Origin of the sequence: Okeania sp. SIO2C9 (assembly GCF_010672455.1) — a bacterium.
Classification (GTDB): domain Bacteria; phylum Cyanobacteriota; class Cyanobacteriia; order Cyanobacteriales; family Microcoleaceae; genus Okeania.
The window spans coordinates 72,577-85,489 of record NZ_JAAHGO010000040.1; the positions used below are offsets into that span (position 1 = coordinate 72,577).

7 protein-coding genes and 1 pseudogene are annotated in these 12,913 nt (G+C 34.8%); 1 reads left to right on the forward strand and 7 read right to left on the reverse strand.

From position 1 onward, the window contains the following. Positions 1 to 736: 736 nt before the first annotated feature. From F6K23_RS25575 to F6K23_RS25590, 4 genes are all read right to left on the reverse strand, one after another. Positions 737 to 1,336 carry a tRNA-(ms[2]io[6]A)-hydroxylase gene (locus F6K23_RS25575; protein WP_293161038.1) on the reverse strand — a complete coding sequence of 200 codons (600 nt, stop codon included), beginning with the start codon at positions 1,334 to 1,336 and terminating at the stop codon, positions 737 to 739. A gap of 2 nt (positions 1,337 to 1,338) precedes the next feature. Beyond that, positions 1,339 to 1,539 (reverse strand): cyclic nucleotide-binding domain-containing protein, encoded by a 201-nt coding sequence (locus F6K23_RS25580; protein WP_293161040.1) that lies wholly within the window; start codon positions 1,537 to 1,539, stop codon positions 1,339 to 1,341. 105 nt (positions 1,540 to 1,644) lie between these two features. Continuing rightward, positions 1,645 to 2,823 carry an ion transporter gene (locus tag F6K23_RS25585; RefSeq protein ID WP_293161042.1) on the reverse strand — a complete coding sequence of 393 codons (1,179 nt, stop codon included), beginning with the start codon at positions 2,821 to 2,823 and terminating at the stop codon, positions 1,645 to 1,647. 729 nt (positions 2,824 to 3,552) lie between these two features. After that, positions 3,553 to 5,715: a glycosyltransferase family 41 protein gene (locus F6K23_RS25590; protein WP_293161044.1), complete on the reverse strand. Its 2,163-nt coding sequence runs from the start codon at positions 5,713 to 5,715 to the stop codon at positions 3,553 to 3,555. A gap of 2,071 nt (positions 5,716 to 7,786) precedes the next feature. Here F6K23_RS25590 and F6K23_RS25595 point away from each other — a divergent pair. Further along, positions 7,787 to 8,464 (forward strand): glycoside hydrolase family 108 protein, encoded by a 678-nt coding sequence (locus F6K23_RS25595; RefSeq protein ID WP_293161046.1) that lies wholly within the window; start codon positions 7,787 to 7,789, stop codon positions 8,462 to 8,464. Between the two features lie 756 nt (positions 8,465 to 9,220). Here the strand turns inward: F6K23_RS25595 and F6K23_RS25600 are convergent. The 3 genes and pseudogenes from F6K23_RS25600 to rplU all read right to left on the reverse strand — a co-directional run. Next, positions 9,221 to 10,789, reverse strand: a complete 1,569-nt coding sequence (locus F6K23_RS25600) for a TAXI family TRAP transporter solute-binding subunit (RefSeq protein WP_293161048.1) — start codon at positions 10,787 to 10,789, stop codon at positions 9,221 to 9,223. A gap of 398 nt (positions 10,790 to 11,187) precedes the next feature. Then, positions 11,188 to 11,475 carry a 50S ribosomal protein L27 gene (gene rpmA / locus F6K23_RS25605; RefSeq protein ID WP_293161050.1) on the reverse strand — a complete coding sequence of 96 codons (288 nt, stop codon included), beginning with the start codon at positions 11,473 to 11,475 and terminating at the stop codon, positions 11,188 to 11,190. A 527-nt stretch (positions 11,476 to 12,002) separates the two neighbouring features. Further along, positions 12,003 to 12,392 (reverse strand): annotated as a pseudogene (gene rplU, locus F6K23_RS25610) (50S ribosomal protein L21); the annotation flags it as partial. Positions 12,393 to 12,913 lie beyond the last annotated feature (521 nt).

Genomic DNA, 12,913 nt, shown 5'->3' on the forward strand with positions numbered 1-12,913 from the left:
ATGAGGGGTCAGACCCTGAACTGCAACGTTGTAGTTATGATGAGGGGTCAGACCCTGAACTGCAACGTTATAGTTATGGAAATTTTTGGATGATATAGAATCTGGTGATAGAGACCAAATGAGGGGTCAAACCCTGAACTGCAACGTTGTAGTTATGATGAGGGGTCAGAACCTAAACTGCAACGTTATAGTTATGGAAATTTTTGGATGATATAGAATCTGGTGATAGAGACCAAGTGAGGGGTCTGACCCTGAACTGCAACGTTGTAGTTATGATGAGGGGTCAGACTCTAAACTGCAACGTTATAGTTATGGAAATTTTTGGATGATATAGAATCTGGTGATATAATATCTGTTCATAATTCTATCTAGACTTCAAGCCTTCAATCTCCCCTACTCCCCCACTCCCCTACTCCCCAAACTATATAATAAGTAGTATTCAACCGGATTTGATATGATAGCTAGTTATTGCTCTACCGATTAAATCTCAAAGCATTGACTGATATTAGCCAAAGCCTTTTTTTGGTTGAAAAAAGTGCCAGATTTTCAGCCCAAAATCCTCAAAAAGTTAGCATAAAAGGCAGAAATTTTTGCAGAAAAATCACTCTGACAAATATATCCGACTAGCTCCTAATTAAATTCTATTCTCTCTTCCTCCTAACTACTCTCCACTCCGCCACTCCCTTACTTCCATACTCCCCTACTCGTTAAAAAAGACTTTTTCAGCAAACCCTAGTTAACTATGGATGCGTGGTTCTGGATGTAAATTGCTCAGAATTTCACTTTCAAATATTGCTAATTCTTCTAATCTTTTTTCTACTTTTTCTTGTTCAAAATAAGTTGTAGCTAAAACCCAATATATTCCATAATGTCTGGCTTCAGATGCCATTAAACTACGATAAAATTTTGCTAATTCTGGTTCTGGACAGTAATCTGCAAGTAAGCCTAAACGTTCGTGACTTCGAGCTTCGATTAAACAGTAAACTAATAATAAATCTAACATTCTTTCTGGTTCATTGCGCCGAACTTTACTATTTAAAGCTGCTCCATAAGGAGGAGAATTTAGAGGAGCTAATGGAATATTACGACGTTCTAACCATTGGTTGACTTGTTCAAAATGTTCTAATTCTTCTTTGGCAATTGCTGTTAATTTTTTGATAAGTTTCGTACTTGAAGGATAGCGAAACATTAAATTTAAAGCTACTCCTGCTGCTTTTCTTTCACAGTGAGAATGGTCTAATAATATAGTATCTAGATTAGCGATCGCTTGTTCTATCCAAGCTTGTGAAGTTGGTTGTTTAATATATTTAATGGTTGGTTTTTTTGTTAGTTGCATATTTATTCCTTGTGTTCATTTTCATAACGTTCTTTTGCTGTTTTTTTTACATTAGCTGCAAAGTCTGGATAATTTTCTAACACTTTTTTCAAGTCATCTTTTTCTAAAATAAATAATTCACAGTAAGTCAATGTGATGATTGATGCAGTAGGTCGTTTTTCATATACTAGAGCAATTTCTCCAAAAAATTTACCTGCACCCATATTCCTGTATACATTACCAAAAAATGAGGGTATGTGCCTCCCCTTTTAAGGGGATGAAAAAAATATTTAGTTCAGTATTTCAAGCCTCCGACTTCAGTCGGAGGTTCACTGATAACTGATAACTGATAACTGATAACTGAAATGACCAGTTTTTTCTGAGAAGGCTTGTACTAAACCACGTTTAATAAAGTACATTTCATGACCCCAATGTCCTTCCCGAATTATGTATTCATTAGGTGGTAATATTTCGGGGGTTAATGCCATTACTATTTCTTCGACAAATTCTGTCGTTGCTCCTTGAAAAATTGGCACTTTTTCAATTACTTCTTTGTGTAATTGTAGTGCTAATTTCATTTTGAGAGAATAAGGCAATTCTTCGAGTATGTGATAATCCCTAATATCTTGATTTTCAATCCATCTATATTGATAGTAATCTCTAATTTTTTGTTGTAAATCAGATGAGATTTTGTTTTCCCGCATATATGTTTGAATTTGTCCCAATTTTTGTCTATATCTGGCTTTTGTGGCATCTAGGTTAGAAATTAATGAAGATACATTGCCAATAATATAGGCATACATAGATATTCCTAAGAACATGACTACCAAAGTAAACATTATTTCAATTTCAGTAGTGGGAGTAATATCTCCATATCCGACAGTAGTAAGAGTTGTAATTGCCCAATAAAGGGAATTAATATATTGAGTTGTTATACTTGCTGATTGTAGGGAATTACTAATTAACCAAGAATTTTCAGTATTAGATTCCCAACGGCCGATCATAAACCAGATACAAGCTACCCAATGAGTAATTAAAATTATTATTATGACTAATTTACTCATTCTAATTAAGGTAGGGTTAAAATTTATGTTAGTTTCCCACCTGTTAAAAATTCGATAAAATTGGGGTAGTCTTAATAAACGAGGGAATCTCAATAAAGCAATAATAAATAGTGAGTTTGGTGCAATTATTCTGGCAATTAAATCTCCGGGAATACTAGCTACTAAATGTCTTGAAAAGAGTCGAGTTTGATAACGTTGAGCAATATTTTTTTTGTCTTGAATATATTCTCCGTACTCAAAGTAGCCAATATGAAATCGAATAAATATATCAATAATTAAAATTACATCTCCTATAATGTCTAATATAATCCAGATACCATAAAATCTATTTTTAAAAGCAATTCTAAATGGGATTATGAAAGCATTATAAATAGTAATGGATACAATTAATACTTGCCAGAATCTAATAAATTTACTATCGAGATGAAGTGTGGGAATTTTCACTTTATTTTTCTTGAGTAATTATGGTTTGCGCTTCACTAGTCTTATGGGTGAGGGTAGGAGACAGGAGACAACCCACCCCTAACCCCTCCCAGGAGGGAGAGACAGGAGGAACGGAGTACTTAGAGGAGGTAGGAGTAAGAATTGTAAGAATAATTTTTCTGCCCAACTATGCGCCTAAAATACTAACTTTTTGAGGGTTTTAGACTGAAACAGGCGCACTGCAATTCGACCCCAAAAAGGCTCAAACCTTTATCTGTAAATACTTTTATATTTAATCAGCAAGCCCTAATTATAGCAGGTAACAGGTCATTTCAGTTATCAGTTATCAGTACCTCTACAATAAAGAGGTTTGAAATAAGGAATATGCTCTTTTCTCGCCATCCCATCCTAAGGTCATGCTCCGCAAACGACCGCTTTTTTTACCCTTAAAAGGGGAGGCTTCAAGGCGCGAATTATTTAATTATTAATAATTAATAATTAATAATTCGGTAATTCTAAATTATTAATTCTAAATTCTTGAACAGCTACCAAATTTTCATTTTGCTGGGGATATTAATTAGCTAGAATAAAATATTTTTTTATCTTTTTATTTTGGGTTTAATACCCTACCGTATACAGGGTTTTGACAATTGGTTGGGGTTTGAGTCCCCATCCACTTTTTGCTTCTTCCTTCTTCCTTTTTAAACTATTTTTATTGACTTTTTTTATATCGAACAAATGGAATAAGTATCATAATGTTCCGATTGTATTATACATATCTTGAGCAAATTTTTTCGGGTTCCATAATGGTGCTAAATTTTCTGGCTCTTTAGATTTAACTAATTTATCGACAAATTCCTGACGTAAATGAGGATTTTGAGCTAATTTTACACCCCAATCAATATATTCATTCCATGACCATGCCACGCCGAATTTAATATCTAAATTTTGTAAAAAAGAATAGCCCATCCTAGATAAAAATTGTTCTCCGGCAAGGGTGACAACTGGTAAATTAAACCATAAAGCTTCTAAGGTATGAGTACCACCATTATAAGGATAAGAATCAAGCATAATATCTGCTAAAGAATAGATACTTCTATGTTCCTCTTCTGTAGGAAATCTTTCCATAAATTTAATCCGATGAATACTTACATCCTCAGCTTTACAAGCTTGATGATAAGCAGCTTGAAATACTTCTATATCTCCTAATGCTTTATGAATTAATATACTATTAGGAACTTGCTTCAAGATAGCAATTTGTGCTTTGACTAAATCTCGGTTAAATTTTCTCCCTGGTGCTAAACAAAGATAAACTATTTGGTCTAAACCTATCCTTTGAGACTTTCTTAAATTAGCTCTATTTGTTTCTATTCTTTGAAAACCAGAAGTTGCTACAAATGAATTTGGCATCCTAACTAATTTTTCCATATAGTATTTATCTCGGTCTTGGGGGTGGGTATATAAATCGCATAGAAAATAATTATTCTCAGATATGTAAGGGGCATCAAATCCTAACCAAGACATACAAATAGGTGCAGGTTTATGATGTAAAATCTCACTATTAATTGGTACACTCAAAGAATCTAAATCTATCAATACATCTATTTTATCTTGCTGAATTTCAGTAATAATTTCTCGGATATCAATGCTTCCGTGGGGATATTTTTTCGGTACATATAGTTTAGTAACAGCTTGGCTAAATTTCTGAGTTTGGTCATCTGCTTTGAGATGTTCTGTTGGATATAAATATATTTCTGTATTTAATTTTCCTAACTCTCGAATAATATCAAGGCTACACCAACCGACGGAATGTCTATTGAAATGGTTAGATATGAAGCCAATTTTTAATGGATATTTATTGTCAAAATTAACAGGAGTAGAAAAATTATTATTTTGAGGTTTGAGGACAAATTGTCTATAAACTTTAGATACCGATCTGTAGAGATTCGAGTTAGCTTGAATATCATCTCTTAAGTAAGGAACACTGAAAAGAAAATTTCCATATAAAGCTTTTAGATCGACTACCTTTTTGACAATAGTCATATCCTCTTTCAATTTAGCTTCAAGGTCAAAAAATCTATCTTTAGCAATTTCATTTAAGCCAGATATTTGATAAGTGCTAATCAAATAAATCCCAGTCATAATCGGATCTATTTCCCCAGATTCCTGATAATAATTAGCCACCGCTTCCCTAGCAACTACATAATTATTACCATCCCGAAGAATGCCACAGAAATGTTGATGTGCTGTAGCATAATTAGGCTGAACTTCAATCGCTTTTTTCAGATATTTAATAGCCTCAGAAAACTTACCTTTACTTCTCAAAATTATGCCAATTTGACTATAAGCTTCCGCTAAATTTGGGTTAAGTGTAATTGCCTTTTGCCAACTATCAATAGCTTCATCTAACTTTCCCTCTTCAGCTAACTTATATCCCTGACTTAAATTAACCTCAACCCCACCCAAATTAGGATTTAATTTTAAAGCTTTTTCTTCTGAGGCGATCGCTTCATCTAACTTACCCGCTTGCTCCCAAACTTTGGCCAAATTCCAATAAGCGACGGCCATATCTGGTCGTAGTTGAATCGCCTTCCTGTAACAAGCGATCGCCTCATCCAGCTTTCCCTGACGAAAAAACATACTGCCCAAGTTAATATGAGCCTGGCATAACTCAGGATTAAGTTCTATGGCTCGATAGTATAAATTAATTGCTTCCGAAATTTTACCTTGGGCCTGGATAATATTTGCGAGGGTGACATAAGTAGAGGCCCAATTTGGTTGTAGATTTAAAGATTGACGACAACAAGCGATCGCCTCTGATAACTGCCCCTGAGCATAATAAAGTTCTGCTTGTGCTGTTAATGCCTCAAAATTTGGAGTTTGTGAATGGGGAGGACTCGAAGAAATATTCATTGGAAAAAAAAGTCTATGTTATGTAATTAAAGGTTAAAATCTACCATATTTTGTACCTCAGTAGGACGATCTGATATAGGTCTTTCCTCTAAGGTGCAATATTTGAGTTATCCTGTGTTTAGTTTTGGGTAAAAATATTTGATATAGCTATAAGCATTTCCTACGGAATGCTCGGCAAGCAGCTATCAGCTAGAATTAAAACTTTTAACTGTAATGTTTTGAAGTTTCTTAGCTTTCCTAATCTGAATGCGTAGTACTATAACTAATATGAAATAGGTTAATGTTTGCTACAGATAATTGATCAAGAGATAGAGATATGGGGAGATATGGAAAGTCATAAATAGCAGAATTACTTGTATTTCATATCAACTTGCTCTTTTACTATTTCCCTCAACTTTCAGTCCTAAAGCTGATAATAAATGTAGTATTGATTTTGGTATTTAATATTAAATAAGGACTCTTTCAATGATTGACAAAAATTTGCATCAACTTCAACCAAAAATTAAACTTAAACCTCAAATAATTCCCAGAATTATTTCATTAGTTTTGATATAGCCATAAGTATTCAGCTATAAGTATTCAGCATTCAGCTAGAATCAAAACTTTTAACTGTAATGTTTTGAAATTTCTTAGCTTTCCTAATCTGAATGCGTAGTACTATAACTAATATGAAATAGGTTAATGTTTGCTACAGATAATTGATCAAGAGATAGAGATATGGGGAGATATGGAAAGTCATAAATAGCAGAATTACTTGTATTTCATATCAACTTGCTCTTTTACTATTTCCCTCAACTTTCAGTCCTAAAGCTGATAATAAATGTAGTATTGATTTTGGTATTTAATATTAAATAAGGACTCTTTCAATGATTGACAAAAATTTGCATCAACTTCAACCAAAAATTAAACTTAAACCTCAAATAATTCTGGGAATTATTTCATGAATTTTGATATAACTATAAGCATTCAGCATTCAGTATTCAGTATTCAGCTATAATTAAAACTTTTAACTGTAATGTTTTGAAGTTTCTTAGCTTTCCTAATCTGAATGGGTAGTGCTATAACTAATATGAATTAGGTCATCGATCAAGAGATAGAGAGATGGGGAAATATGGAAAGTCATAAATAGCAGAATTACTTGTATTTCATATCAACTTGCTCTTTTACTATATCCCTCAATTTTCAGCCCCAAAGCTGATAATAAATCTAGTATTAATTTTGGTATTTAATATTAACAGGACTTACGCACGGACACGCTTATCGAGTAAGGGCGTTTTCCTATCGCATAACTCCGTTAACGCTCCGCGACATATAAAGCAGAGCTTTGCGGAGCGCAAATGCCATTTGCTTGGCATAACTATCGTTAACGCCCCTACATATGCCGTTTTCAAGGTGAATTTGCGTAAGTCCTGATTAAATAAGGAAGATTTCAATGATTGGAAAAAAATCACATCAACTTCAACCAAAAATTAAATTTAAACCTCAAATGATTCCCAGAATTATTTCATTAGTTTTGATATAGCCATAAGTATTCAGCTATAAGTATTCAGCATTCAGCTAGAATCAAAACTTTTAACTGTAATGTTTTGAAATTTCTTAGCTTTCCTAATCTGAATGCGTAGTACTATAACTAATATGAAATAGGTTAATGTTTGCTACAGATAATTGATCAAGAGATAGAGATATGGGGAGATATGGAAAGTCATAAATAGCAGAAATACTTGTATTTCATATCAACTTGTTCTTTTACTATTCCCCTCAACTTTCAGCCCCAAAGCTGATAATGAATCTAGTATTACTTTGTAAGCATTTCCTGCGGAATGCTGCGCAAACAACTATTAGCTGTCAGCTTAATGCAACAAGACTCTCTCCTTAAGAACAGTGTTTATAATTAATATCGACTTTAAAGGCAAGGAAGCCTAATTTTCTAGTAAGATAATTAATAAAGCTTTTATCGTAAACTAAAAGCAATAGCTGAAGTTCGCAGTTCCTCCGGAGGAGGCTAGCTGATGGCTGACCGCTGAGTGCTTACATGAATTTTGGTATTTAATATTAAATAAGGAAGATTTCAATGATTGGAAAAAAATCACATCAACTTCAACCAAAAATTAAATTTCAATCTCAAATAATTCTGGGAATTATTTCATTAATATTGACAGTGGGAATCCCAATTTTTATCGATCATAAAATTCCTGTTCAAGCACAAACAGAACAAAAATACGAAGAAAAATTATTTGAAACAGCTCTAGCTTTTACTCTATATTTTGAAGGTGGATTTAGTAATCATCCAGCAGATAAAGGTGGTCGAACTTATAAAGGAATTTTGCAAACTGAATATAATGCTTATAGACGAAGACGTGGTTTACCAACCTTAGATGTTACACAAATGTCTGATACTGAACTAATGGAAATTTATCAAAGTTATTGGGATAATAGTAAGTCAGCTACAATGCACCCTGCTCTAGCTGTAGTTATGTTTGATACTGCAGTTAATTTTGGTATTAATAACTCAGTAACCTTTCTTCAGCAAGCTTTAGGATTACCACAAACAGGTATATTTGATGCTGATACTAGGTCAGCATTAACAGAAGGTAATAATCGAAATACAGCTCTTCAAATGATTAATGAAAGAATTATTTATCGTTATAAAAGAGTGCAGGAAGATGCGAGTCAAATGGCTTTTTTTCATGGTTGGTTAGCTCGTGATTATAGTTTGTGGGGTTATGTAGAAAAGCTCAAAGATCGTTGAAGAAGGAAGAATGGAAAAGGAAGAGGGAAGAAGGAAGAAGTAAGAAGGCAGAAAACAGAAGAAAGCAATATTGACCTGCCGAATCTAAGATATATAGCGCTGTGCGCAGGCAACAGGCAACAGGCAACAGGGGGAATAAATTGCCCATGATATAAGACTTTTAGCTTTTTGTCCTCTCCTGCAATTTGTAAATATACCAGCGCTCATTGCTATAAAACCAAGGAAAACTTACAAATAATACCAATTTGAAAAAAGAATGTTACGAATAATAAGTGCAATAAAAAGATTTTGCAGGAAATATCCCTTTGACAAAAAAGAGAATTTACGAACTGAAAACTGGTATTAAATCTATTAATTCTGGCTCCTGAATTCTGGATTCTGTTTGCGGAGCATTCCGTAGGAAATTCTAAGAAATACCCTAGCTATTTGTAGCAAACATTTATCAAATTGGTATAAAGCAGTCTAAGCAAAGCTTAGAACAGATCGAAAGATTCAAACTCAGACAACATAATTTTTTCCTTCTCTCTTAGATAACTAAAGTATTCTTCCTATCATTTTTCCATTTTTTTCAATAGAGTTGTCGCTAAATAGAGGCAAAAAATCGCTCAAACCTAGACAGGACAATAATTACCAGCATTTTTAGTTACTAATAGCTATAATCCTTACAGAACAAGGATTTTGGGGATTTTTTAAGTTATAAAGCGACAAGTCTAATATTTATCCCTTCTTCCTTCTTCCTTCTTCCTTCTTCCTTCTTCAAGAATTTAAGGACACAGGAAGATTATGATGAGTAGTATTATTACCATTACCACTATTATTATTATTTAATTTGACATAATGACTAATAAGCTGAGTCAGATGAATGAAAGTCTGAATATCAATTTGACGTGATAATAACATTTCTCGATACTTCCCTTCTAAATTTTCCAGCTTATCCTTAACTTCTTCTGGGCATACCTCCGACATAGATTGCCATTCATCAATTAATGCTATGGTATTTTGAATATCTTTCTGATTTTGTTTTTCTTGCAAAATTCGGCATTCTTCTACAAGCATCTTTGTCATTTCTTCTAACTTTTCATAAGCTTCTTTAGGTAAGTCTCCCTCAATCAACATTGACCTATGTTGCTGCCTTAATTCTTCTACTTCTTTAAGAGCTTGAATTGGATTTTCTTCTAAATTTAAACTAATGTTACTGAGAGCTAAACGGCTATTTTTAATCATATTGAGACACTGTTTATGACGCCACATTCGCAACAAAAATCCGATGATACCTGTAGATATAACAATAATTATACCTGCCTGTAAATCTTGGTTTTCCTCTAAATAGCGCATCCAAACTTGTCTGGGGTCGCCTTGCTCAAATGCTTGCTGAGAACCAGGATGAAGATATACCAATCCACTCTGTAATAAAGAGCGAGCATTTCCGTTAGCAAGTTCTGGGTAAAATAATGAGTATTGTCGAGAAGATGAGATAATTGACCAAGTTAAAAGAGCAATTTTTTCTTTGCTGACATCAGGACGAGTTACTAAAGCAGCAGCAGTAGAAATAGTAGGCAAATCTTCTTGAGGTATTGGTGGTAGAGGAATATAACTACCTTTTGGTATGGTTCCACTTTGATATGATTCTGGAAATTGAATAGTTAAGTAGTTAATAAAGGCAGTTGATATCGGAACTAACCTGAGCAAGGGAGGTGTTGCTAACTCTGCTTGAATTTTTTTACTGCTTCCCACCGGACCAACATAGACGAAAGCATCTATTTCTTTCTGTTTCAGTTTATCTAATCCTTCTCTGATATCAATATCCGCTTCAATAATGTTTAGATTTGTGGCACTAAATAGTCGTCTAGCAGTGAAGTAAATACCGCTTTGCGGAGCGCCAAAAACGACTCGCTTTCCGTCAAGGTCAGTAAAAGTCTCGATCTCTGAGTCAGATTGTGTAATTAGGTGTAAATATTCATGGGCAAGAACAGCTATTGCTTGGACTTTGCCCATTTTCATTGCTTCGCTGGCGACATCTAGTTGAACTAGGGCAAGGTCTGTTTCTCCATTGAGTAAACGTTTGAGGTTTTGTTGCGAACCGTAGGAATCATAATTATCACGGACTTTTATTTTCCCTACTTCACGAGCTGAAGTTACTATTTGCCTGCCTATGTTTTCATAAGCACCTCCATTAGCACCAGTAGAAAGGGTGAGACTGTGGCGTTGAGTAGTGCAACTCGTTAATGCGATCGCCCATAAAAATATACCTCCTATTCCGATTAATTTACTAGGTAGTTTGCGATGAGGATATATAGCAGTTGATAATTTTGTAAATATATGCAATTTCTTATCTCCTTAAAAGGAAAAATTTTATGCTGAGAATAATGCGATTATTTATACTTAACTATGAATATGAACGACTATTAATTCTTTGATCAAAATGTAATTATATCATGCCCACTTAAATTATCGGCCTAAAAATATCTTGTTTTTGGCTCAATAGAAGGAAAAAGGAAAAAGGAAAAAGGAAGAACCAAAAAATCTTGCGTTGTCTGAGTTTTAAGCTTTTAATATATCCTAACCTTTCCTTCGACTGGTATCATATAAGACGATCCATAGAACCTACCCACAAAAATTTGTTGAATTTTGCTAGATAGACGAAAAAAAAGTAGGATGTAAAGTCCTACTTTAAAAATAGCCCTGCTGATGCGTGGGTATGACTTGACACTTATCCAAATTATTTAAGCTTCAACAACTGCGACATTAGCTTCTGGAGTCACTGGATAAACGCTCACTTTTTTCCGACTTTTACCTTTTCTTTCAAAAGTCACCACACCCTCAACTAAAGCAAATAAAGTATAGTCAGTACCGACACCAACATTATTGCCTGCATGGAATTTGGTACCACGTTGCCTGACAAGAATATTACCTGCTTTAACAACTTGACCACCAAAACGTTTCACACCTAATCTCTGGGAATTAGAGTCGCGACCGTTACGAGTACTACCAGTACCTTTCTTATGAGCCATGATTTCCTCCAAATTTTATTATTTGACATCCTCCCCGACCTATAAGGCACAAGGATTCCTACCGAGCTGTAGCTCCTCAGCGAGTTGACATCTCACAGGCTGCTGCTACCTTGACGGTAGTCTTACACTTGCCTCCACGTCCGTTTAGAGTCTCGAAATGCCCTCCCGCGACTTATCAAGAATTCTTATGGATGCTTATCTGTGCCTTCAAGTTTAAGCTGCTCATTGACCTGAAAGCTTCCCTTGTTCTGCTCTCAACTGAAGGAATTTCGACCTAATCTTCTTTTCTACAGTATTTACGAGACAAGGTGAGTATATAACCAATTTCATTATAGCATAGTATAGAAAGTCGCCCCAGAAGGGCGAGGCTTTAAACCCAATTTTTCGGTCAATAACTTCTGTAATTATTCTGCCTGATTTTCTGATTTTTCTTCAGATACAGTTTCAACTTCTGCCGTAGTCTCGGAAACTTCCTCACTAACAGTTTCTACTGATTCTTGAATTTCTGTAGCTTCAGTTGCTGTTTCTGTAACACTTTCACTAGCTTCCGGAGTTACTGTTGTAGCTGAAGTTTGAGATTCTCCTACTGCTAATATTTTGCCATTAATACTTATGGAGTCAATCATTAGACGAGTAAGTTCTTGGCGATGTCCCCTTTTTTTCCGAGTTTTCTTTTTAGGGCGCATTTTGTAGACAATAATTTTTTTGCCCCGCAAGTGCCTCATCACAGTGCCTTCCACAAGAGCTCCTTCTACAAGGGGTTGACCAATATGAACATCTCCCTCATGTTGAACTAGAAGCACATTATCCAGAGAAACTTGATCCCCCTCCGCTGCTTGTAGAAGGTCAATATCGTAAAAGCGACCTGCTTCTACCCTCAGTTGTTTTCCACCTGTTTCAATAATTGCGTAACTCATTAATTTGTGTTGATAGGTTTGCCGTACAGGTAGCTGGTTCTAACACTAATACCTTGAGTGGTATTTTTAGTTAGTTAAAATAGGCAAATGCCTTGATTTCTTTACCAGCTTTTATTATGTCTGAACCTGGTCCGAGCAGGATTTAGACACACAATCTCCAATTATCTCTGACAAACATAATTTTTGTCAAGTAGGGGCTGATAGCCATTCGCCCTTATATCATGTCTGGTTGAATACTTATAAATAACTTAGCGAGGAGTCAGGTAGGGGAGCCGTCGGATTGGCGACCTACAGGAGTCATAAGTCAGGAGGGAAGAAAGAAGGAAGGAACAAAAGTAAAGATAATTTCAGTATTTCTGCAGTACTGTCAGTTCTTAAATTTTATTTATAACTAACCGTACGAAAAAAACTGTAGAAAATTGTAACAGCTTTTATCTTGATATTGGATTAACCAATACTGGCTGTACGGCACAGCTCACTATTCCCTCGGCAGTAAATGCCTCTGGGAATTTCTTTCTGAT

What these genes read in the sequence shown, in the direction of transcription:
- F6K23_RS25575 (WP_293161038.1), bottom strand. Translation starts at nt 1,336, where the DNA reads ATGCAACTAACAAAAAAACCAACCATTAAATATATTAAACAACCAACT.
- F6K23_RS25580 (WP_293161040.1), bottom strand. Translation starts at nt 1,539, where the DNA reads ATGGGTGCAGGTAAATTTTTTGGAGAAATTGCTCTAGTATATGAAAAA.
- F6K23_RS25590 (WP_293161044.1), bottom strand. Translation starts at nt 5,715, where the DNA reads ATGAATATTTCTTCGAGTCCTCCCCATTCACAAACTCCAAATTTTGAG.
- F6K23_RS25595 (WP_293161046.1), top strand. Translation starts at nt 7,787, where the DNA reads ATGATTGGAAAAAAATCACATCAACTTCAACCAAAAATTAAATTTCAA.
- rpmA (WP_293161050.1), bottom strand. Translation starts at nt 11,475, where the DNA reads ATGGCTCATAAGAAAGGTACTGGTAGTACTCGTAACGGTCGCGACTCT.